General features: G+C 56.0%; 20 protein-coding genes, 1 tRNA gene and 2 pseudogenes. 9 read left to right on the forward strand and 14 right to left on the reverse strand.

Going from position 1 to position 23279, the window contains the following annotated elements; genetic code table 11:
- Positions 1–308: 308 nt before the first annotated feature.
- Positions 309–1172, reverse strand: coding sequence for an N-formylglutamate amidohydrolase (locus OE750_RS10070; protein ID WP_263764053.1), 864 nt, complete (start codon positions 1170–1172; stop codon positions 309–311).
- A 152-nt stretch (positions 1173–1324) separates the two neighbouring features.
- Here OE750_RS10070 and OE750_RS10075 point away from each other — a divergent pair.
- From OE750_RS10075 to OE750_RS10085, 3 genes are all read left to right on the forward strand, one after another.
- Positions 1325–1399, forward strand: a tRNA-Val gene (locus tag OE750_RS10075).
- Between the two features lie 86 nt (positions 1400–1485).
- Positions 1486–1611 (forward strand): type B 50S ribosomal protein L36, encoded by a 126-nt coding sequence (ykgO, locus tag OE750_RS10080; protein ID WP_085850311.1) that lies wholly within the window; start codon positions 1486–1488, stop codon positions 1609–1611.
- A gap of 167 nt (positions 1612–1778) precedes the next feature.
- Positions 1779–2702, forward strand: coding sequence for a hypothetical protein (locus OE750_RS10085; RefSeq protein ID WP_263764054.1), 924 nt, complete (start codon positions 1779–1781; stop codon positions 2700–2702).
- A gap of 14 nt (positions 2703–2716) precedes the next feature.
- Here the strand turns inward: OE750_RS10085 and OE750_RS10090 are convergent, their stop codons facing one another.
- The 9 genes and pseudogenes from OE750_RS10090 to OE750_RS10125 all read right to left on the reverse strand — a co-directional run bounded on the left by OE750_RS10090 (position 2717) and on the right by OE750_RS10125 (position 11671).
- On the reverse strand, positions 2717–3937 hold the full coding sequence (locus tag OE750_RS10090; RefSeq protein ID WP_263764055.1) for a phenylacetate--CoA ligase family protein: 1221 nt from the start codon (positions 3935–3937) through the stop codon (positions 2717–2719).
- Between the two features lie 110 nt (positions 3938–4047).
- Complete coding sequence (locus OE750_RS10095) at positions 4048–4872, reverse strand: ABC transporter ATP-binding protein (protein ID WP_263764056.1); 825 nt, start codon at positions 4870–4872, stop codon at positions 4048–4050.
- A 71-nt stretch (positions 4873–4943) separates the two neighbouring features.
- A complete protein-coding gene (locus OE750_RS10100) occupies positions 4944–6227 on the reverse strand; it encodes an ABC transporter substrate-binding protein (RefSeq protein ID WP_263764057.1) in 1284 nt (427 codons plus the stop codon).
- 74 nt (positions 6228–6301) lie between these two features.
- Positions 6302–6451, reverse strand: a pseudogene (locus OE750_RS18165) (branched-chain amino acid ABC transporter permease); the annotation flags it as partial.
- A gap of 186 nt (positions 6452–6637) precedes the next feature.
- A pseudogene (locus OE750_RS10105) lies at positions 6638–7594 on the reverse strand (branched-chain amino acid ABC transporter permease); the annotation flags it as partial.
- The gene (locus OE750_RS10110) at positions 7594–7848 is read right to left on the reverse strand and encodes a hypothetical protein (RefSeq protein ID WP_263764059.1); all 255 of its coding nucleotides are present in this window, start codon (positions 7846–7848) and stop codon (positions 7594–7596) included. The pseudogene OE750_RS10105 and the gene OE750_RS10110, both read right to left, overlap by 1 nt.
- A 6-nt stretch (positions 7849–7854) precedes the next feature.
- Positions 7855–8841, reverse strand: a complete 987-nt coding sequence (locus OE750_RS10115; protein WP_263764060.1) for a branched-chain amino acid ABC transporter permease — start codon at positions 8839–8841, stop codon at positions 7855–7857.
- Between the two features lie 38 nt (positions 8842–8879).
- Positions 8880–9701, reverse strand: coding sequence for an ABC transporter ATP-binding protein (locus OE750_RS10120; RefSeq protein ID WP_263764061.1), 822 nt, complete (start codon positions 9699–9701; stop codon positions 8880–8882).
- On the reverse strand, positions 9698–11671 hold the full coding sequence (locus OE750_RS10125; RefSeq protein ID WP_263764062.1) for an AMP-binding protein: 1974 nt from the start codon (positions 11669–11671) through the stop codon (positions 9698–9700). Before OE750_RS10125 ends, OE750_RS10120 begins: the two co-directional genes overlap by 4 nt.
- Positions 11672–11904: 233 nt before the next feature.
- Here OE750_RS10125 and OE750_RS10130 point away from each other — a divergent pair, with 233 nt between their 5' ends.
- On the forward strand, positions 11905–13815 hold the full coding sequence (locus OE750_RS10130; protein ID WP_263764063.1) for a PAS-domain containing protein: 1911 nt from the start codon (positions 11905–11907) through the stop codon (positions 13813–13815).
- Entirely contained in the window at positions 13812–14513 is a 702-nt protein-coding gene (locus OE750_RS10135) for a response regulator transcription factor (RefSeq protein WP_263764064.1), read from the forward strand. The genes OE750_RS10130 and OE750_RS10135 overlap by 4 nt, the downstream gene beginning before the upstream one ends.
- Positions 14514–14613: 100 nt before the next feature.
- On the opposite strand, the gene OE750_RS10140 is transcribed toward OE750_RS10135, so the two are convergent.
- Genes OE750_RS10140 through fdhF form a run of 3 tightly spaced genes read right to left on the reverse strand, consistent with a single transcriptional unit; the run spans position 14614 to position 19540 of the window.
- Positions 14614–15816, reverse strand: coding sequence for a Zn-dependent hydrolase (locus OE750_RS10140; RefSeq protein WP_263764065.1), 1203 nt, complete (start codon positions 15814–15816; stop codon positions 14614–14616).
- Complete coding sequence (locus OE750_RS10145; RefSeq protein WP_263764066.1) at positions 15813–16724, reverse strand: HNH endonuclease; 912 nt, start codon at positions 16722–16724, stop codon at positions 15813–15815. Before OE750_RS10145 ends, OE750_RS10140 begins: the two co-directional genes overlap by 4 nt.
- A 38-nt stretch (positions 16725–16762) precedes the next feature.
- A complete protein-coding gene (gene fdhF / locus OE750_RS10150) occupies positions 16763–19540 on the reverse strand; it encodes a formate dehydrogenase subunit alpha (RefSeq protein ID WP_263764067.1) in 2778 nt (925 codons plus the stop codon).
- Between the two features lie 189 nt (positions 19541–19729).
- Here fdhF and OE750_RS10155 point away from each other — a divergent pair, with 189 nt between their 5' ends.
- The 4 genes from OE750_RS10155 to OE750_RS10170 are packed head-to-tail and all read left to right on the forward strand — an operon-like array spanning position 19730 to position 22843.
- The gene (locus OE750_RS10155; protein ID WP_263764068.1) at positions 19730–20380 is read left to right on the forward strand and encodes a histidine phosphatase family protein; all 651 of its coding nucleotides are present in this window, start codon (positions 19730–19732) and stop codon (positions 20378–20380) included.
- A gap of 13 nt (positions 20381–20393) precedes the next feature.
- Positions 20394–21437 (forward strand): saccharopine dehydrogenase, encoded by a 1044-nt coding sequence (locus tag OE750_RS10160; RefSeq protein WP_263764069.1) that lies wholly within the window; start codon positions 20394–20396, stop codon positions 21435–21437.
- Positions 21434–21688: a SemiSWEET family sugar transporter gene (locus OE750_RS10165; RefSeq protein WP_263764070.1), complete on the forward strand. Its 255-nt coding sequence runs from the start codon at positions 21434–21436 to the stop codon at positions 21686–21688. The genes OE750_RS10160 and OE750_RS10165 overlap by 4 nt, the downstream gene beginning before the upstream one ends.
- A gap of 12 nt (positions 21689–21700) precedes the next feature.
- A complete protein-coding gene (locus tag OE750_RS10170) occupies positions 21701–22843 on the forward strand; it encodes a saccharopine dehydrogenase family protein (protein WP_263764071.1) in 1143 nt (380 codons plus the stop codon).
- Positions 22844–22930: 87 nt separating this feature from the next.
- Here OE750_RS10170 and OE750_RS10175 read toward each other — a convergent pair whose 3' ends face one another.
- Positions 22931–23257, reverse strand: a complete 327-nt coding sequence (locus tag OE750_RS10175) for a DUF3775 domain-containing protein (RefSeq protein ID WP_263764072.1) — start codon at positions 23255–23257, stop codon at positions 22931–22933.
- Between the last annotated feature and the right edge of the window lie 22 nt (positions 23258–23279).

Raw genomic sequence — 23279 nt, forward strand, 5'->3', positions numbered from 1 at the left:
CAACAGGCCGAATACATATGAGCGACTTCCGAGAACATGCCAGAAATCATTTGCGAACAGCAGCCGGTACATACATTCGAGCCGATACCTCCCGAACGCCCCGTTAACTTAACTTCTGTTAACGAAATCCCGTTTTGGCGGTGCACGCAGGGTGCACGGGTTGTGCACGCATATCACCCCCCTGGAATCAGCAAGTTTCATGCCCGTTAACCTATCAAAACGGCGCATAAACCTCTTGCAAAAACGGGTCTGATACACTCAACCCCAAATCACAAACATATTGAAATGTAACGATAAATATGGCTGACCTACTCTGCCGCCAAAGGTTCTGCTTCCTTGCGGCCAATCTCGCAGATTTCTTCGGTCACCCCCTTCAGCAAGCGCCGGAACGCCTCGAAGTTGCCATTAGGCCGTATCATCTGCTCGTTCATATAGATCGAGCGGTCAATCTCGATCTGGACCGCGTGCTGCCCGCGTGAAGGCCGCCCGTATGTCTGGCAGATATAGGCCCCCGCAAAGGGCACATTGCGCACCACATGCAGCCCCGCCGCCGTAAACGCCGCTTCCAGACGGTCCACAATCTCGCCGCTGGCCGAGGCCCCGTGACGGTCCCCGATCACAACTTCGGGGCGGCGGATCACACCCCGCGCGGTCATGTCCATCGCCTCATGCGGCATCGAGTGACAATCAACCAGAATCGCCTCACCAAAATAGGCGTATGACTGGTCCAGCAGCTTGCCCAACATCTGGTGATAAGGCCGCCAATAAGTATCAATCCGACGGCTGGCCTCGCTCAAAGGCAGCTTGCCACGGTAAATCGCCCGCCCGCCCGCCACCACACGCGGCACAACACCAAGCCCGGAAGCCACACGCGGGTTATGCCCCCGCACCGTGACACCCTCAAACAAAGCAGGGTCAAGTTCGTCAGACGCGCGGTTAAGGTCGACATAGGCCCGTGGTGCCCCCGCCGTAAGGAAAGGCGCCCCGCACTTCGGCGCATGGCCAAAGAGCTTGTCCACAAAGGCATCTTCCGAAGTTCGGATGGTGTGCTGGTCCAAAACCGTCTTGCGCAAGAACGTCCAGGGATAGTCCCGTCCACTGTGCGGCGAAGCAAACACAACCGAAGTTGTCCGCCGTTCAGGATGGATCAAATCATAAGCAACGCGCGGCATTCTGGCTCCAGTTTATTGAGGCGAGTATAGGCCAAAAAAATCAGGCGTCAAAAGCTCTTGATCATATCCGCGACTCCTTTTATAGACACGAGGCGCTGGCGCGGGTTTCCGCGTCCCTTTTTGTTTGAAGGGACAGAAAATCAAGCCAGTTCGGGCGATTAGCTCAGTGGTAGAGCACTTCGTTGACATCGAAGGGGTCACAAGTTCGAACCTTGTATCGCCCACCACGCACCATTCACCGCACGGGGGAGAGCCCCCGCGCACCCGCAAACCCAAAGGCGCAGCCCAGCGCCGCGACCAAGGAGACGACCTGATGAAGGTTAGAAACTCACTCCGCTCGCTGAAGAGCCGGCACCGTGATTGCCGCATCGTGCGCCGCAAGGGCCGCGTTTATGTGATCAACAAAACACAGCCTCGCTTCAAAGCCCGTCAAGGCTAAACCAAGCGAAACGCAGAACTGCAAAAAGAGCCGCACCCCTTAAGGGCGCGGCTCTTTTCTTTTGGAGCAGTATCTTAATCCACTGGTGTGGCTTTCCCTTACGCAAAACTCGTTTCTATCCTATCATCACAAGCGCAGAAGGTGTGGGCCTAAGGTTTGTGTATGGCATGAGAAACAGCATTTACGGAGCGCTTCTAAGCGGTTTATTTAGCCTTGGTATTGCAGGCTCGGCATTGTCCTGCGCCTTTCATGGCTACACCCCAAATCCCACTCTCGTTGACCTTCTTCTCGCAACAGAACAAGCCATAATTGCAGAGCCCGACCCCGCAGACCCAAGCCAATACAAGCTGGTGGAAGTGCTCATGGGCCCGGAGGTTGCCGACATTCCTATCCCTGTGTCAGCAGCCACCCGCAAAGCGCTGTCCGCCCGTTCCTCAGCGCGTGTCCTCTTGGCCCGTGATGGCGCATACGGGCCGTGGATGGAGCTTACCGTTCTGGAGCACAGACTACAGTCTGTGCTTGTCCAAGTCGCCAAACGCCAAGCAGCCTTGCTCAACGGGGGTGACAAAGATCGTCTCGCGCTCTTTGCAAAACTTCTAAATGATCCAAGCCCAGATGTCCGCCGCCTCTCGTTGCAAGAACTCGATCGAGCGCCCTATAGCACGCTAAGGAACATGCGACTCCCAAATATCCAAAACCTGAAACGCGACCTTGAGACAAGAGATGAAGACTTGATGCCCATTCGCATCCTTCTGGCTGGGTTGTCGCAAGACCAAAGCTTTAGCCGCTATTTATCGCAGGAATTGGAAACCGCTGTCCAAAGCGACACGCCCTACATGGGAGCCTACGCCACAGCCTTGATAGAACTCGGCGGACCAACTGCTGTTCAGACCATTCTCGAACATTACTTAAGCGACCGCGCCCAACCCCTTGAGAGACGCATCAAAATCCTTGAGGCTATGTCTATTCAGCACAAAGCCGCCCCCCCCAAGGCACGCCGCGAAATTGCGCGCGGTGTGGCCAGCGTTTTACGCCAGTCGCCAGACCTGAAGGAACCCGCCGCAAGCCTCTTCGGTTTACGTGTTCGCTGAACTCGCAGACCCGTTCAATCGTAGCTGCGCTGATCCTCGATCACCTTGCCGTCGTTCGGCAGGCTCCCCTTGGCAACAATCTCGATTTCGCCTTTGAGCTTGAGCACCTCGGCAACTGATTTAGCATAGGCCGCAGCGTCTCCGCCCTCGGCCTCAACCATCACAGTCATCGCATCCATCTCGCCTCTGCGTTTGGCCACAACGCGGGCCTTCACGATCTCGCCGTGCTTGGCCACAAAGGCCGCAACCTGCTCGGGGCGTACGAACATCCCCTTGATCTTGGTGGTCTGGTCCGCACGGCCCATCCAGCCCTTGATGCGCATATTGGTGCGTCCGCAAGGGCTTTCCCCCTCCATCACAGCGCTCATGTCACCCGTGGCAAAGCGGATCAGCGGATAATCGGGGTTGAGCGTGGTCACAACCACTTCGCCCACTTCGCCAGCCGCTACAGGGTCACCCGTTCCGGGGCGCACGATCTCGACGATCACACCCTCATCCACGATCATGCCTTCCATGGCTGAAGTCTCGTAAGCAATCGTGCCAAGATCAGCAGTGCCATAACTTTGCAAGCACATGATACCACGGTCTTTATACTCGGCCCGAAGGCTCGGAAACAGCGCGCCGCCACCTACCGCTGCCTTGGTGAACTTAAGCTTCAGACCCATCTCTTCGGCCTTGTCGAGAATGATCTTGAGGTAATCAGGCGTGCCCGCATAAGCCGTGCAGCCGATGTCATGTGCCGCCTGCACCTGAAGTTCGGTCTGGCCGACACCTGCTGGCAAAACAGCAGCACCCACAGCGCGAGCCCCGTTTTCAAACATCATACCCGCAGGCGTGAGGTGATAAGAAAAGCAGTTCTGCACAATATCGCCGGCACCGATACCGGCCGCAGCCAGAAAGCGCCCTGCGCGCCACCAGTCGTGGCTCACATTTCCAGGTTCATAAATAGGGCCGGGACTTTGAAAAATATGGGAGAAACCAGAAGCTGGCTGCGCTGTCAGCCCGCCAAAGGGCGGCGCTTTTTTCTGGGCCGCGCTCAGATCGGACTTACGCAAGACCGGCAGTTCAGCCAGCGCCGCAGCGCTTGTAATCTTGGCGGCATCCACTCCTGCAAGGCTTTTGCCATAGCCTTCAAGCCGCTGCGCCAGCGCGATCTGTTGAGGTAAGCGCTCCGCAACCTCGGCAGCGCGCGCCTCGGGACTCCGTGTCTCCAACTCATCAAAAAACTGGCTCATGGGGTTAACTTTCTCAAGGTCGTTTGCACCGCTTCAAGCGGCATGGAGGGGCGTCACGGGCCTGTCTGGCGCGTGGCTTACAATCATCGTTTACAGCGGGCCATAAGGCCTTAGCTCAACCAGCGCTTGCGGCGGCGATACGAGCGCACATCGCGGAAGCTCTTGCGGCCCTCATCCGACATGCCAAGGTAAAATTCCTTCACATCAGGATTTTCACGCAGCTCTTTGGCAGGCCCGTCCATAACAACGCGGCCTGATTCAAGAATATAGCCATAATGCGCATAGCGCAGCGCAACGTTGGTGTTCTGCTCGGCCAGAAGAAAGGTGTAGCCTTGGTCTTCGTTGAGCGACTTTACAATCTCGAAGATTTGCTCAACAAGCTGCGGCGCAAGGCCCATCGAAGGCTCGTCCAGCAAGATTGTTTCAGGACGGCTCAGCAATGCGCGGCCAATGGCGACCATCTGCTGCTCACCACCCGAAGTGTAGCCCGCCTGCGAGCGGCGGCGCTCTTTCAGCCGTGGGAAATAGTTGTAAACCATCTCAAGGTCCGCGGCGAGAGCACCTTTGCCGTCAGTTCGCGTGTAGGCGCCAGTGAGCAAATTTTCCTCGACTGTAAGGTGCTCAAAACAGTGCCGCCCTTCCATCACCTGAATGACGCCGCGTTTCACAAGATCGGCAGGGTCAAGATGCTGCGTAACCTCGCCACGATAGCTCACACTGCCCTTGGTCACTTCGCCGCGCTCGGAATGCAGCAGGTTCGAAATCGCTTTCAGCGTCGTCGTCTTACCAGCCCCGTTTCCGCCCAAAAGCGCGGTAATCCCGCCTTTTGGCACGTTCAGCGAAACACCTTTGAGAACGAGGATCACGTGATTGTAAATCACCTCGATGTTGTTCACCTCAAGAATGGCTTCGTTCGTTTCACCAGCATCCAGCATGTCAGGGCTCGCTTGTTAAATTCGGTTGAAGGGTTGGCCGCCCGCTCATCTGAGCAGGCGGCCAGAGTTGCTTAGTTGCAACGCTGTTCGATGTTGCTTTCAGCAGCAAAAGCTTCTGAGTCTTCAATGATCAGCGGCTGGATCACATCCATGTCCGACGGGCCGAATTCGGAGATCATTTTCCACTCACCAGCAGCGGCATCCCACTGTGTGATCGCGCCGAGGCCGTCACCACCGTGGTTTTCGCAAGAAACTGAGAAGCTCGGGCCGAAGTTTGGCATACCAAGCTCCGCCATACGCTCTTCAGTGATCTCAAGCGCTTCCATACCATCACGCATCATAGATGGCGTGATTTGGGCTGTGCCATGGATTTCCTGAGCTTTCTTAGCCGCTTCAGCCGCGAGCATCGCAGCGTAAAGACCACGGTTGTAAACAACCTTGCCCACCTGATCGCCGGCACCAGCCGCGAGGCCTTTGTCGACAACGTATTTGCGAATATCATCAAACACAGGGAAGTCGTCGCCAACCGCGTGGAACGTCACGGCCTTGTAACCGTTGGCCGCTTCACCCGCTGGCATCACATCATGCTCTGCGCCCGACCACCAGATACCGATGAAGTTTTCCATCGGGAAACGGATGTTCGCAGCTTCCTGAATGGCAACCTGGTTCATAACGCCCCAGCCATACATGATCACATAGTCTGGCTTGTCACGGCGGATTTGCAGCCACTGTGATTTCTGCTCCTGACCGGGGTGGTCAACAGGCAGAAGGCTCAGCTCGTAACCGTGCTTGGCCGAAAGCTCTTCCAGCGTCCGGATCGGCTCTTTGCCGAAAGCAGAGTTGTGATACACGAGCGCAACTTTTTTGCCCTTCATATCGCCACCGTTCTGCTCCAGCAGGTGGTTAACGATAACCGATGCGCCGTTCCAGTAATTCGCCGGATAGTTGAAGACGTGGCTAAACACTTTGCCGTTCGCCGCTGATGTGCGCCCGTAACCCATGGTATGGAGGGGAATGTCATCCGCCGTCATTTTCGGGATCAGCTGATAAGTGATACCAGTTGAAAGCGGTTGATACACCAACCCGCCGCTGTCTTTGAGGGATTCATAGCATTCAACACCCTTCTCGGTGTTATAAGCTGTTTCACACTCGGGGACTTTGGTCATAACGCCGCCAATGCCGCCGTCACGCTCGTTGAGCAGCGTGAAGTAATCCGCATAGCCGTCAGCAAACGGAATGCCACCAGCCGCATATGCGCCTGTGCGGTATGAAAGCGACGGGAACACAAGGTCCGCCATCACTGGGCCTGCCGCCATTACGGCTGCCACGGCCATTGTCGCTAGTCTCTTCTTCATCGGGGTCTCCTCCCTTGGTTTTATCCGATGTAAGCTACGGCTTTACGCCGCAGCCCCTATTTGTTGCCGTCCCATTAGTGCGGGAACGGCCACAACCGTAGTTTCTCCTTTGCCACGCGCCACAGCTGGGCAATCCCGTGTGGTTCGGCGACAAGGAAGATAATGATAAGCGCACCAACGATCACAAGCTGCAAATGCGCCACGATATCTGTGGGCCAGCCCATACCGCCGATTGTCAGCGCATAGGCCATGAAGGCTGCGATACTTGCGAAAATCCACCCAACGCCCGAGCCAGCGATAAGGCTGCGGGTGCGGATAACATTGATCACAAGCATCACGACCGCCGCAGCAAAGGCAAGCAGGAAGATCCAGCTCATGACGGTTGAGAAGCCTGTAATCGTATCGGTGCTGTCCGCCAGCATAAGCTTGAGCAGGACCGGCAAAAGCACAAGAAACGCAGCGCCAGCAAAGGAGCCGAAGATCGAGCCGAGGCCACCGATGATCACCATGAACAGAACAATAAACGACTTCTGGATACCAAAGGCCTCACCCACTTCAACAGCACCGAGATAGACAGCAAAGAAAAGTGCGCCTGCGATACCAATATAAAACGAACTCACCGCAAAAGCGCTCAGCTTGGCCTTCAGCGGGTTCACCCCGATGATCTCGGCAGCAATGTCCATGTCACGGATCGCCATCCACTTACGCCCGGAAGCACCGCGCGTGAGGTTGCGCGCGATCACAGCAGTGATCGCCGCAATGACGAGGCAGAAAAGATAACTTGCCCAAGCTTCGGTGTTTGGTCCTGTGATGGCGACTCCAAAGATCTCGCGTTCGGGAGCGTTGATCTGTCCGGAGGCCGAATAGTTGTAGGCCCAGGCCCATTTGTTAAAGAGCCAGACAAGGAAAAACTGTGCCGCCAGTGTTGCCACGGCAAGGTAAAACCCTTTGATGCGCAGACTTGGCAAGCCAAAGAGCACACCGACAACCGCCGTCACCAGCCCCGCCAGAATAACCGAAAAGAAGATATTGATAGGCGGCAGCGCATATTGCACGCCGCCGATCCAGATATCGAGGCCCGTCATGAACTTGTAGCAGGCATAAGCCCCCACAGCCATAAAGCCCCCGGTGCCCAGCGAAACCTGACCGCAATAGCCCACAAGGATGTTCAGCCCGATTGCCGCAATCGAATAGATCAGAAACGGCAGGAAAATCGCGTTGACCCAATAGTCATTGATCAGCAGCGGAACCATCGCAAAGGCCACAAAGAGCACAAAGTAATAGCGATAGCGGTCAAATTTGATCGGGAAAGTCTGCCCGTCATCCACATAGGATGTCTTGAAATCACCAGCCTCACGGTAAAACATCAGACACTCTCCCCGTTTTCTATTTCTTGATGGCTTAGGTCAGCGCGGTTAGAGCGCTTGGCATAGCCCGTTGCTTCTGCGTGTCGCACCAGTTGAAGGTAAGTCCAGATACCAATCCCCGCGCCGATGGCAGCAAATATCATGGCCATGGTCATCTGGCTTTCGTTCTCGGCATTGGCCGACAGAGCGAGATACCCGAAGGCCCAAAAACCCGACCATGCAACCACATTGATAATCGCGATAAGCTTCATCATGACAGCCTACACCCTCTCGATAATCTTCTCGCCAAACAGCCCCTGAGGGCGGAAGACGAGGAAGATAAGGGCAAGCACATAAGCGAACCAGTTTTCAGTCGCCCCGCCCACCATTGGACCTATGGCAAATTCAAACAGCTTCTCACCGACACCGATGATCAGCCCGCCGACAATCGCGCCGGGAATAGAGGTGAACCCGCCGAGCATCAGAACCGGCAGCGCCTTAAGCGCAATCAGTGACAGCGAGAACTGCACGCCCGATTTTGTGCCCCACATGATACCCGCCACAAGGGCAACGAAGCCTGCAAGCGACCAGACCATAACCCAGATGAAGTTGAGGTTGATACCAACACTCAGAGCCGCCTGATGGTCATCCGCCACGGCACGCATAGCGCGGCCCTGCTTGGAATACTGACTGAAAATCACCAATCCGATCACAAGGATAGCCGCGATAAGCGTGGCGAAAATATCGAGATTGTCGATGAAGAACCCGTAATCGAATACTTTGAATGTGCTCTCGTCAATCCAGGTATTGATCCCTTGTGGCAGGCCCACATCAAGTTTCTTGATGTCGCTTCCCCACATGATATCACCCACGCCTTCAAGGAAATAAGCAAGACCAATTGTGGCCATAAACAGGATGATCGGCTCCTGGCCCACCAGATGCTTGAAGACAAACTTCTGCACCATCCACGCCAACCCGATCATAACAAGAATGGTCACGACAATCCCCACGATCGCTGGCAAATGCCAACCGAAGTGGTGAATATCAGTGCCGAAAATCGCATTGATCAGATGGCTGAAGGGCACCTGTCCTTCCATAACGCCCACAAGTGTAAGGGCCGCAAACAGAGCCATAACGCCCTGAGCATAGTTGAAGATGCCCGAAGCTTTATAAATCAGGACAAAGCCCAAAGCCACGAGCGCGTAAAGCACCCCTGCCATCAGACCGTTGAGGAAAACCTCCATCGCATAGACGAGTTGTTCAGGCATTGTTGAGGCCTCCAAATACTTGTGTCAGACGGGCTTGCTCAGTCATGGCTCACCCCCAGATAGGCATCGATTACATCTTGGTTGTTGCGCACTTCATCAGGCGTTCCATCGCCGATCTTCTTGCCGTAATCCATCACGACAACACGGTCGCTCAGGTCCATAACCACACCCATGTCATGCTCGATCAGCGCAATGGTTGTTCCGAATTCGTCGTTCACATCGAGAATAAAGCGGCTCATGTCCTCTTTTTCCTCAACGTTCATACCCGCCATTGGCTCATCCAGCAGCAGAAGCGAAGGTTCTGCCGCCAAAGCACGCGCCAGTTCGACCCGCTTCTTGAGGCCGTAAGGAAGCCGCGCAACAGGTGTCTTGCGGATTGCCTGAATTTCAAGAAAGTCGATGATCTTCTCGGCGCGCTCACGGTTCTCAACCTCTTCGCGCTCGGCCTTGCCCTTCCATAATCCCTGGGCAAAAAGCCCTGTGGTCATGTGGTTGAGCCGTCCGGTCATCACGTTGTCGAGCACGCTCATACCGTCAAACAAAGCGATGTTCTGAAACGTCCGCGCAATCCCGAGACGCGCCACTTCATACGGCTTCATCTGGGCGCGCTTCTCGCCTTTGTACCAAACCTCGCCTTCTTGAGGGATGTAAAAGCCCGAGATCACATTGAGCATCGAGGATTTTCCCGCGCCGTTCGGCCCGATAATGGCGCGAATTTCGCCTTCCTTGATGTCAAAGCTGATATCCGTAATCGCCTTCACCCCGCCGAAACTCAGCGTGATGTTCTTCATTTCCATCAACGTGCCGCCAATCTTGCGGCCGTCCTCGGTGGTGTAGCCTTCTGTGCTCATATCGTTCATTCTGCTGCCACCTTCTGTGTCGTCACGGGCTGAACCTTGGCGTCAATAATCGTCAAAGTCGCACTGATCGAGCCTTTGCGGCCGTCTTCATAAGTCACTTCCGTTTTGGTCGAGATCTGCGGTGAGCCGTCATAAAGCGCCTCGATGATGTCTTTAAATTTGTCAGCCACAATCACACGGCGCACTTTGCGGGTGCGTGTCATCTCGCCGTCATCCGCATCAAGTTCTTTGTGCAGGATAACAAAGCGGTGCACCTGACAGCCCGAAAGCATCTCGTCCTGCGCAACTGATTTGTTGACCTCTTCCACATGACTCTGGATCGAGGCCAGCACCTTGGGATGCCCCGCAAGCTCTTGGTAAGAAGCATAAGCAATGTTGTTGCGCTCCGCCCAGTTGCCAACAGCGGTCAGGTCGATGTTGATAAAGGCGACACAGCGGTCTTTACCGTTACCAAAGAGCACAGCTTCCAGAATGTCGGGGTAAAACTTCAATTTATTCTCGACATACTTGGGCGCAAACAGGCTACCATCGGCCATAGCGCCAACGTCTTTAGCGCGATCGATGATCCGCAGGTGCCCTGTATCTGGCTCAAAGAAACCCGCATCACCCGTGGCAACCCAGCCTTCAGCATCTTTGGTCGAGGCCGTGCTTTCGGCGTTTTTGTAGTATTCAACAAACGTGCCTTCGGAACGGTAAAAAATCTCGCCATTGTCGGCAATGCGAATTTCAACCCCCTTGGACGGGATACCAACCGTATCAGCGCGCACTTCGCCGTCAGGCTGCACAGTGATGAAAACAGATGCTTCGGTCTGCCCATAAAGCTGCTTGAGGTTGATCCCGAGCGAGCGGTAGAACTCGAAAATTTCAGGGCCGATCGCCTCTCCCGCTGTATAGCCTACACGCACGCGGCTAAAGCCCAATGTGTTTTTAAGCGGACCATAGATCGCTAATTCACCGAGCTTGTATTTCAACCTGTCCCAAGCGTTTACAGATTTGCCATCCAGAATAGCGGGGCCAACTCGTTTGGCATGGGCCATGAAGTAATCAAACAAGCGTTTCTTGAAAGGGCTCGCATCTTCCATGCGGATCATCACATTGGTCAGCTGCGTTTCAAAAATTCGGGGCGGCGCAAAATAATAGGTCGGGCCGATTTCGCGCAGATCGGTCATCATCGTCTCGGGGCTTTCCGGGCAGTTCGTGCAAAACCCGGTCCAATAGGCTTGACCGACCGAGAAGATAAAATCGCCCACCCACGCCATAGGCAGATAAGCCAGAATTTCGTCACCCGCATTCAGGTTATCAAACTCACTGGCGTTTTTTGCTGTCTCGATGATGTTGCGGTTTGACAGAACAACGCCCTTGGGCTTGCCAGTCGTGCCTGAAGTATAGAGCATCACGCATGTGCTGTCATAGGTCAGCTTCTCACGGCGCGCCTTGAGGTCTTCGATCCACTCGTAATATGTTGCTCGGCCCTGCGCCTGAATGTCGACAAACCGGTGTAGCGCGTGGTGGTCATATTTACGCAATCCGCGAGGATCGACATAAATCATATGTTCAAACTGGTGCAAACCGTCCTGAATTTCGATGACTTTGTCGACCTGCTCCTGATCTTCACATACCACAAAGCGTGCGCCGCAGTGCTCCATCACATAGGCCATCTCTTCGGCAGAAGCGTCATTGTAGAGCGGAACAGGGACAGCTCCAACTGACTGCGCAGCAACCATCGCCCAATAAAAATAGGGTCGGTTGCGCCCGATGATAGCGATAAAATCGCCCTCATTCACACCCAGATTGATAAAGCCAAGCGCCAGAGCCTCGATTTCTTTCTCGGTCTCGGCCCATGTCCAGCTTTGCCAGATGCCAAATTCTTTTTCGCGATAGGCAGCTTTGCTACCAAACTTCTGAGCGTTTCGCTGCAACAGCGCAGGAACCGAGCAAAGCCCGTCCGTCGCTTGTGACGACTGTGTCAAATCTTATCCTCCCTTTGTCCCTTTCGGGGCAAATCCGCCACGATGCCTGGGCGATTCTCCTCCCCCCAGCGTGACGTATTCAGAGTTACCGTCAACTTTTACGTGAACATTTCTCGATTCTAACAAATTGTAACAAGCGCATCTGGCAAACACAGGAGCTTTCACACAGGGACTTTCACTGGGGCTTTGCCTACCCCATTATGAATGCTAGCACAGGCGAAGGAAGGTAGCTCATGAGCACATCCCCTTACAATCAGGCCATGACAATGGCAGGGCTTAACCTCATTCAACAGGCGCTATCAATTTATGATAGCGACTTGCGCCTCGTCGTCTCAAACGAACGCTTCCGCCAAATGTTTGCCCTGCCAGACTGGATCGTAGCGCCTGGAGCCGATTTTGCCGCAACCATCCGCTATATCGCCGAGCACGGGGAATACGGCGCTGTCGATGATATCGACGCTTTCGTGCAAGAGCGCGTTGATCTAGCGGGCGCATTCGAACCCCATTATTTCGAACGTCAGCGAGGCGACGGGCGTTGGGTTTCTGTCGAGGGTTCCCCTTTGCCCAACGGTGGCTGGGTCACGGTTTACACCGACATCACAGGAACCAAGCGACAGGAAGGGCTCTTGCGGACCCGCTCGGAGGCCCTCTCTGGTCAGCTTCTCACACGCGCAGAGGAGCTCGCGACAACCAATCGCGAGCTTGAAGCCACTGTCATGGCGCTGGAAGAAGCCAAGCGCCAGTTGACCGCAATGGAAGCCCGCACCCGCCTGACGACCGAGATGATGCCCGCACACATCGCCCATGTCAGCCCCGATCAAGTCTATACCTTCTCAAACCGACGTGTCAGTTCCGTGATGCCGGGCAGTCTGGCTGACCCTGTAGGCCATCATGCTGCCGATGTCCTCGGGCCACAGCCTTATGACGTCATCGCCCCCTATCTTGAACGTGGATTTGCAGGCAAGCCCTCGGTCTTCGAATTCAACCATGAACCCAGCTCTCGGCGGATCCGCGTCGCTCTCACGCCCGATGCGAGCACAGGTGGCGTCTATATTCTCTCGATGGACATAACCGAAGAAACCCAGACCCGCGCAGCTCTTCAACAAACCCGCCGCCGCGAACTGGCGGCGCAGATGGTCTCAGGCCTCGCACATGATTTCTCCAACCTGCTGACAATTGTCCTTGGCTCTCAGGGCCGCCTCCAAAATCTTGATTTGCCGCCCAAGGCCGACGATCTGGTAAGCGCCACACTCACAGCAGCGCGCCGCGGCGGTGATTTACTCAATCGCATTGCCGATATGACAGGCCATCGCGATGTGCACCCCATGCCCACGCGGCTGACGCAACTGCTGACCGAGTTCAAAACGCTGGCAGACTCGGCCTTGCCGCATGGCGTCACCCTTCTGATCGAAACCGGAACAACGCCACCGGACCTCACCCTCATGCTTGACGCCGGCATGTTGCAAGACAGCCTGCTCAACCTCGTTCTTAACGCGCGCGATGCCTGTAACGGCGAGGGAAAGATCACATTATGCGTGCACCTCGTGCAAAACACATGGGTCGAGTTCGCTGTTTCCGACAGCGGTCCCGGCTTTTCAGAGCGCGCGCTTGCGCATGCCTTTGACCCGTTCTTCACAACAAAAGGCGACGATGGCTCTGGCCTCGGTCTTGCTATGGTTTATGACATGGCCAAGCTTTCGGGCGGTCGTGTGCAGGCCCGCAATACCGCTTCGGGTGCAGAAGTCAGCTTGCGCTTACCCCTGCGCCACGCGCCAGCCCCCGTGTCACCGGGGCTGGCCCTCTTGGTTGAAGACAATGCCGCCATCCGCACAGACGTGCGCGAAATGCTGATTGGACAGGGACACAGCGTTATCGAAGCGACAAGTGTCGAGGAAGCCCTTTTGCTCGCGCAGGATTTGCCCGATATCGCACTGGTCTTATCCGATATCTCGCTCGAAGGAGAGGCCACAGGCCTTGATCTACTGAGCGGGCTGGGCCAAACACGGCCACCAAGTATCCTGATGACATCTCTGCCGGAAACCGACCCGCTCTTTCAACGCGCCATAAAGTTGGCACCCGTACTGCGCAAACCCTTCACTGCGGAAACCCTCGCAATATATCTTGGAACGGACAAAGCCCCATGACCAAACCGCTTGTGACCATCTTAGATGACGAACGTGCCATCCGCGAAATGCTCACTGACGCGCTAGAAGAAGCTGGCTTTGAAACCATGAGCTTCGGCCGCGCAACCGAGTTTGAAGCCGCCCTTAAAACGGCTGCGCCCGATGTCTGCCTCGTGGATCTGTCTTTACCCGATAAAGACGGGCTCACCCTTGTTCATCGACTGGCACTTGAACAAGGTGCAAGCGTCATCATCATCTCGGGACGCGCGCAGGTGCAAGACCGCGTCACAGGACTTGAACTTGGCGCGGATGACTACATCATAAAGCCATTCGAGCCAGCCGAAGTGGTCGCCCGTGTCCGCGCCCGCCTGCGCAAGGCAGCCCCCGCGCCACAAAGCACCGAGACCGCCCGCTTCAACGGTTGGACCGCACATTTCGACCGCTACTTGCTTGTCGACGAGACTGGCAGTGAAACCACTTTCTCCCACGCCGAGGGCGAGGTTCTGCGCTTGTTCCTCGAACGCCCGAAGCGGCTTATTTCCCGCGCAAATATGCAAGAGAGCCTGGGCGGCGCTGCCGGTGAAAGCTTTGACCGCGCCATGGATGTGCGTATTTCACGACTGCGCACCAAACTTGGTGAAGATCCGAAGAACCCACGCCTTATCAAAACAATTTATGGCGCGGGATATATCTTTCTGGGTGATGTCAGCTGGGGCTAGAAGCTTCAAATTTGGCTTCGCCAAATCCGACCAACGGGGGAGCGCTGCTCCCTGGCCCCCCTCGGGATACTTATAGAAAGAAAAAGAGCCGTCATTTCTCTCAGGACAGGCGCGCTACAGCTCCCGCCAACACCTCTAGACCCTTGACCAGATCAGCCTCGTTTGTGTCTTCCTCAAAGGCATGGCTGATCCCGTTGATAGAAGGTACAAACAACATCGCAACAGGCAAATATTGTGCCAGATTGGTTGCGTCATGCAGCGCACCGGAAGGCATCTTCCGCCAACTTCCCGGCGCACAGTTTTCTGCACTCGCCTCAAGCGCTGTGCGCAACTTCGCATCCATTGCGACTGGCTCCAGCCCTAACATCGGCCCGAAGGAAAGAGCAAGCCCGCGGGCCTCCGCTACCTCATGAGCAGTTGCGCGGATAATTTCTTCCATCCGCCGCAAACGGTCCCCATCCCCATCACGCCATTGCATCGAAAAGGTTGCCGTGCCCGGCACGATAGAATGCGCATCCGGATGCAGCTTCACATGGCCGATAGTCCAAACCGTCTGTGGCGTCACCACATTCTGGAACCGTTCTGCAATCAGCGCATTAAACGCTCCAAGTGCCTGAAATGCATCACGACGCAGGTGCATCGGAGTTGTGCCAGCGTGGTTCTGCTCGCCCTCGAAGGTGATACGCATATCTCGAATGCCGACAATGTCAGTCACAACGCCAGCAGCTTCGCCCGCCTGATCAAGCCAGGGGCCTTGCTCGATGTGCATCTCGATGAACCCTGTAAACTGGGCCGGATCAACAAAATCGCCTGCCAAATGCGCCATCGTGCTGCGTGCTTCAGCAAGACTTATACCGTCGCGATCAGTAAGCTTATCTGCTTTCTCAAGGCCCAGTTGACCTGACCAGACAGTGCTCCCCGTAGTCACCCCAAAGCGCCCTTCTTCATCCTGAAAGCTCACAACAGAAACAGCAGGTCCGCCTGCCTCTCTAGCCGCACACGCCACTTCCAACGCCGCAATCACACCCAAAGCACCATCAAGCCATCCACCCTCCGGCTGACTGTCGGAATGCGAGCCAAGCAATATCGACGGCCCCTCAGCCAACCCGAAAAGCGAACCCATCGGATCGTAGTGAACCTTGAGCCCTGCGTCCTCAAACTTGGCCGCAAGCCACGCACGCGCCGCAATGTCGGCCTCGCTATAGGCAGGCCGCACAACACCTTTACCCACACCCGCCGCCCCGAACTGGCGCAGCTCATGCAGATTTGAAAGAAAGCGGGTTGGATCGGGTTTAAGGGTCATGCGGTCATTCCATAGATGTTTTCTCGGTGATACTTGAGAAAGGCGGGGTGCGGATGATGGCGTGCATCTTCAGGCAGATGCAACTTACCGGTTGGACTAATCAATCTCTGACGAACCTCCGCAGGAACTTTGTTGTCAGAGACAAGTATTTCATGCTTCTCGCCCACAGATATTAGCCCCCTGTCAAACATCCAATGCAATGTTCCGGAAAGCGCCAATCCATTGATCACGCTATCAGGCCCTTTGTCTGCCACTGGCCTAATATGCGCCGCCTGAACCTCGGCCCGCCCTCCGCCATTGCGCAAATCAAGCCCCGAAATGGCGCAACGGCCCTTATAGGCGGCCTTCACATTGCGCGCAAACGAGGCATCCCGCTTTAACCGCGACGTAAGCACTGTATCACGAATATCGACAATGACCGCACTTTCAAAAGGAGCCTGCGCCTCGGCGAATGCATGTTCCATCCCTGCTTCACGAGGCAAAGCCTCAGGCCCTTCAAGAGGCTTAAGACCGGCACTTACTATAGCACCAAATTCTGCAAAGCTAAGCCTGCGAACAGCCGAAACGCTGGCCCCGCCCGAAATCGCCGCTCCGTCAGGACCACGAAGTGAAGTCTCATAGGCTATGCCCATTGGATCGCTGCGCGGCACAACCTGTTCAAATTGCCACTCGGTTCCACGTTCGAAGTAGGCATAATAGTGCCCCTCAAGTTCGTGATCAGGTACGACAGTGGCAACTTTCAAAACCGAGGTATATCCGAACGCCCCTTTACGGCCTTCATAGATGACAATCCAATCTCCCAGGCACTCTTCCACCATGCCCAAATACCGTTTGGGAAAGTGGTAAACGATACCCGGTTCGTCCCTGTAGATCGAGCCTGGGTTTTGGATGAAGACAGCATTTGCCATGCCTCTAGAAAACGCTGCGAGGACAAAACTTTCAAGGGTTATTCCGCCGCAACAACCCCTTCGGCCTTCTCTACCTTCACAGCTGAAAACTTGAACTCCGGGATCTTTCCATACGGGTCAATCGCAGGGTTGGTGAGCACGTTCGCCGCCGCTTCTACATAGGCAAACGGCACAAACACCATGTCTTCCGCTACAGCTCGATCAGCCCGCGCCATAATAACAATACTACCTCGCCGTGTGCTCAGGCGCACGTGTCCGCCCGGCTCTACCCCAAGGCGGCGCAAGGTTTTGGGGTGCAACGAACAGTTCGCCTCGGGCTCCACTGCATCCAAGACGCTCGAGCGCCGCGTCATCGAGCCTGTATGCCAGTGCTCAAGCTGCCGCCCTGTTGTCATGATCATCGGATACTCCGCATCAGGGGCCTCATCGGGCGCAATCACATTCGCGGGGGTAAACTTTGCACGCCCCTCGGCGCGGGGGAACCCATCACCAAAGATAACCGCCTGCCCCGGGTCTGTCTCGGACAGCGAAGGATAGGTAATCGTCTCGGTCTTGAGCCGTTCCCATGTGATGTTGTCGAGCGATGGCATATTGATCTTCATCTCGTTGAACACTTCTGAGACATCGCTGTAATCCCAGTTGAGTCCCACGCGCTGTGCCAGTTCCACAGTGATTTTCCAATCCTCCCGCGCCTCTCCGGGTGGGGCTACAGCAGGGCGCACCCGCTGAACTTGACGGTTGGTATTGCTCACGGTGCCGTTCTTTTCATACAGCGCCGAGGCAGGCAGGATCACATCGGCATAGTTCGCCGTTTCTGTCAGGAAGATATCTTGCACAACAAGGTGCTCCAGCTTACCCAAAGCGTCACGGGCATGTTCCACATCGGGGTCCGACATGGCAGGGTTCTCGCCCTGAATATACATTCCCTTGATGTTACCCGCGTAGGCCTCATCCATGATTTCGGTCACAGTCAGGCCCTTCTCGGATGAAAAGTCACCGGAGCCCCACACATCCGTAAAGGCCTTGCGAATGCCGTCGTCCATCACACTTTGGTAGTCAGGCAAAAACATCGGGATCAGCCCCGCATCAGACGCGCCCTGCACGTTGTTCTGGCCGCGAAGAGGATGCAGCCCTGCACCGGGTTTGCCGACATTGCCTGTCATCAAGGCAAGGCTGATCAAACAGCGCGAATTGTCTGTGCCGTGGATGTGCTGGCTGACGCCCATCCCCCAAAAAATCATCCCGGCCCCAGCGCCTGCGAAGATACGCGCCACGCGGCGCAATTGCTCGGGCGAGACACCGCAAATCGCGCTCATCGCTTCAGGTGAAAAGTCAGCAAGATGCGCCTTTTCAGCCTCCCAGTTTTCAGTCCAACGGTGAATGTACTGGCTGTCGTAAAGCTCTTCCTCGACAATCACATGCATGATCGCGTTCAGCATACTCACATCCGCTCCGGGGCGGAATTGCACCATCTCCTCGGCAAAGCGGCGCAACCCAACACCACGCGGGTCCATCACAATCAGCTTGCCGCCGCGCTTGGTGAACTGCTTGAAATAGGTTGCTGCGACAGGGTGGTTCTCAACGGGGTTCGCCCCGATGATAATCGCCACATCGGCGTTTTCGATCTCGTTAAATGTCGCAGTCACGCCGCCAGACCCGACATTCTCGATCAACGCAAAGACTGATGATGCATGGCAGAGCCGCGTGCAGTGATCCACGTTGTTATGCAGAAAGCCTTGGCGAATGAACTTCTGGAAAAGGTAGGCCTCTTCATTGGTGCATTTGGCCGAGCCAAAACCAGCCACAGCCTTGCCACCCTCGCGCTCGCGCAAGTCCGCAAGCCCGCCCGCCGCAAATTCCATCGCCTCATCCCAGCTCGCCTCGCGGAAAAACTCCTGCCAGTTCTCGGGGTGAACGTTCAGCCCCTTGGCGGGCGCATCTTTTCGCCGGATGAGCGGCTTGTTCAGCCGGTGCGCATGGTGAATATAATCAAAACCAAAGCGCCCCTTCACGCAGAGGCGGCCCTCGTTGGCAGGGCCGTTGATACCCTCGACATACTTAACCTTGCCGTCTTTCACCTTAAGCGAAACTTTGCAGCCCACACCGCAGAACGGGCAGACGCTTTCTGTTTCACTGTCAAAATCCTTGCTGTCACCACGTTGGTCCGCATCAAGCACAGTCGCAGGCATCAATGCGCCCGTCGGGCAAGCCTGCACACATTCACCGCAGGCCACGCAGGTGCTCTCACCCATCGGGTCGCCCATATCAAACACAGGGTAAGCGCTGTGCCCGCGCCCCGCCATGCCGATCACATCATTCACCTGCACTTCGCGGCAGGCCCGCACGCAAAGCCCGCACGAAATGCAAGCGTCCAGATTAACCCGCATCGCAACATGGCTATCGTCAAGTAGCGGAATATGCCCGTCTTCCAGCTTCGGAAAACGGCTTTCGCTTACGCCGTTCAAATCGGCCATATCCCACATATGCGCAGATTTATCGTGGCTGTCCTCGCGCTCGGGCAAATCAGCCACAAGCATTTCAACAACCATTTTGCGCGCATTCTTTGCGCGCGGCGAATTCGTCGTTACAACCATCCCGTCTTGCGGCTCGCGGATGCACGAGGCGGCCAAGGTCCGCTCACCTTCGATCTCGACCATACAGGCGCGGCAATTGCCATCTGGGCGGTAACCCGGCGCAGGTTTGTGACACAAATGAGGAATTATAAGACCTTGTCCATTGGCCACTTCCCAAATGGTCATACCTTTCTTTGCCGCAACCGGCTCCCCATCGAGCGTAAATAAAACAGTCTCAGACATAGCGCGCCTCCCGTCGGTCTTGGCTTGTATCATAAACCAGAGACCGCCACCTGAACACCTCACATTCCCGACACCCCACCACCCTTTTGCGCCGCCTTTCAGGTTGTTGCATTTTCTTTGCACCACTCCCTTTAACCCGCCGCACCCTAAGGCTAACCTCTGCACAAATTTGATCAAATGCGAGACAACATGGCAGAATTGATTCTAGTCCGGCACGGGCAGGCCAACAGCCACGCCACCGATGAAGCCAGCTATGACAAGCTGTCCGATCTCGGTCATACTCAGGCCCGCTGGCTCGGCGAGCATATGCGTGCCACCAATCCGCATTTTGACCACGTGATCACAGGCACACTGCGCCGCCAGAAAGAAACGGCCGCAAGCATGGGATACGACGATACCCGCATTGACGGACGCCTTGACGAGCTACAGTATTTTGCCATGGCAGCCGCCCTTGAGGCCGAGCACGGCATCGGTATGCCAACCGACCCGACTGAATTCGCCGCGCATCTCCCGCAAATGATCGGTTACTGGGCCTCAGGTCGCGTGAAAGGCGTGCCAGAGCCGTTTGCCGAATTTTACGGCCGCACAAACGGCCTCATAAATGAACTGTGCAAAGATCACGGGCGCGTTCTCATTGTCACGTCCGGCGGCGTCATCGGTTCGATCTTGCGTCAAGTCCTGCAACTCAGCGATGAGGGCATGGCTAAAATCATGCTGCAAGTGATGAACTCCTCTGTTCACCGCCTTTCATACGTGCACGGAACACTCATGCTCGGCAGTTTCAACGCCACACCTCATCTTGATATCCCGGGCCGTGAACACGCCCGCACTTTTGTCTGAACAGGAGCAAACTATGACCCATCTCTGGCTCAGAGCCGAACAGCGCCCCCACGAAGAGCGAGTCGGCCTCACCCCCCAAGGCGCCAAAGCTCTGATTAATGCAGGCATCCGCCTCACCGTCGAAGAAAGCTCTGTGCGTGCCATTCCCCTGCAAGGCTACATCGACGCCGGTGCCGAGATCGCGCCTGAAAACAGCTGGCCAACAGCTCCGCATGACGCGATCATCTTCGGCCTCAAGGAGCTACCCGAAGACGGCACACCCCTGCCGCATCGTCACATTATGTTCGGCCACGCCTACAAGGGGCAATTTTCAGGCAAAGCCCTGCTTGAGCGCTTCAGGGCGGGCGGCGGCACACTTTACGACCTTGAATATCTCGTCGATGAAACAGGCCGCCGTGTCGCCGCTTTCGGCTACTGGGCGGGCTTCGCCGGCGCAGCGGTCACGCTTAAAACATGGATCGCGCAACAAAGCGGTGCGCTCTGTCCACCTGTAGGCGCCTACCCCAACAAAGATGCGCTCCTTGATGAACTCCGCGCCGAGCTCAAAGAAACCCCAAGCGCTATCGTCATCGGCGCACTCGGGCGCGTCGGCACGGGTGCGTCAGACCTGCTGGAAGCGATGAGCGTCAAAGTTACCAAATGGGATATGGCCGAAACCGCCAGCGGCGGCCCCTTCCCCGAAATCCTTACGCATGACATCTTCATCAACTGTATCCTCGCGCGCCCCGGCACCCCACAGTTCGTCCCGCTCTCGGCCAAAGAAGCCTCTCGCAAGCTCACAGCCATCGGCGATGTCGCCTGCGACCCCGATAGTGATTACAACCCGGTTCCCGTGTACTCGGAAGCCACAACATGGGAAGCCCCCGCCGTGCGCGTCCACGATACGCCCCCACTTGATGTAATGGCGATCGACAACCTGCCCTCCATGCTCCCGCTCGAAAGCTCTGAAGACTTCGCAAGCCAGCTTTTGCCCTCACTGCTCACGCTGGGCGAGCTTGGCAAAGGCGTCTGGGCCCGCGCCGAGGCCGATTTCGTAGAGCATATATCAAAGCTATGACATCGGCACTCTACGTCGGCTACCTTGCCGCAACTCTTGGCACAGTCTGCTGGATACCCCAGGCTTGGAAAGCATGGAGCACGCGTGACACCTCCGGCATATCACTGGTCTCAAACCTGTTGTTTCTCACAACGGTATCACTCTGGTTACTCTACGGGCTTATGGTCACTGACTGGCCAATCATTGCTGCAAATATTTGCGCAATCATTGCGGTTACTGTAATCGTTGCCGCAAAACTGAAATACAAGTAAGGGACTGAAAACATGACAATCCACTGGTGCGGCACAGGCCTCTCGGCCATCCCTGGCCTTCGTAAACTGATTGAAGAAGGCAACGACGTTGTGGTCTGGAACCGCACAGCCGCCAAGGCGCAAGAGGCCGTCGGCGACATCGCAAAAGACATCCGCGCCTTTGATATGGACGCAATCACAGCCGCCACAGCCAAGGGCGATATCGTCGTTTCCATGCTGCCGGGTGACTGGCATGTGCCTCTGGCCGAAATGTGCCTTTCCAAAGGCGCAAACTTCGTCAGCTCAAGTTACATCGCACCGGAAATGCGCGCGCTGGATGAAGCCTTCCGCAAGGCTGGCCTCACTTCCGTCAACGAAGTCGGCCTCGATCCGGGGATTGATCACCTCATGGCCCACAACCTCGTAGCCGATTACCGCGCAAGCGACGCTTACGACGTCGGCAATGATATCACCTTCATCTCCTATTGCGGCGGCATCCCGAAGCACCCCAACCCCTTCCGCTACAAATTCAGTTGGTCGCCCCTCGGCGTGCTCAAAGCTCTGCGCTCACCGTCCAAATCGATCAAAAACTACACCGAACTCAACGTCTCACGCCCGTGGGATGCGATCAGCTCCTACGACGCACCACTGCCCCTTCCCGAAACTTTCGAGGTCTACCCGAACCGTGACAGCCTGCCCTTCATGGCCGACTACCACTTTGAAGAAAACTGGCGCGTCAAAGAGTTCGTGCGTGGCACACTTCGTCTCAACGGCTGGAAAGATGCGTGGGCAGATGTTTTCACCGAAATCGAAACGCTCACTGGTCCCGAAGGCGACGCTCGCCTGAAGGAGATGTCCGATGGTTTCTGGAATGACAACGCCTACGACGAAGGCGAGCCCGACCGCGTCGTCATGTGCGTTGGCCTCAAAGCCGAAAAAGACGGCGCCCCCGTTTACAACAAAACCTATGTCATGGACGCATCCGGCGACGCGCGCGGCACGGCCATGGCCCGCTTGGTTTCAATCCCCGTCTCACTGGCTGTCAAAGCAGTTGCCAACCACCAGATCGGCGCTGGTGTTCACCCCGCTCCACACGACCCGAAACTCGTAGAAGAATGGCTCTCCGAGGTCGACAAACTCGCTCAACACCTGCAAATAGTCGATCACTTGGCCTAAGCCCGTACTTTCTTATTGCCCTAAGTATCCTGGGGGGTCTGGGGGGCTAGCCCCCCAGTTGGTCGGATTGCAAAGCAATTCGACCCCTCATCCCTTACGGATAAGATCGTCTTCTTCATCCGAAGCAGAAAGCCCCAGCGCCTCAAGGCCGTTTTCCAGATGGTCCGAAAGATGCGGTGTTCCAAGCAGATAATCGGGCGTCGGCACAGTCGCCTCGGCTATTGCCGTGGCCCGTGCCTCTTCAAGCTCCTCCGGCTCAAAGCTGCCGCGGCCAATCCACATAACAGCCACAAGGTCGGTCAGCTCTTCCTCACGTAGTGTCTCGAAAAACCCGGCAAGCTCGGCCTTTGCGCGGTCCAGTTCCCGTGACATCAGAATAATCTGGGCAATTTTATTGATACTGATTTCAAGCATATCTGGTTCTCCTGTCAGCGCA

This window comes from Lentibacter sp. XHP0401, from assembly GCF_025751535.1.
Lineage (GTDB): Bacteria > Pseudomonadota > Alphaproteobacteria > Rhodobacterales > Rhodobacteraceae > Lentibacter.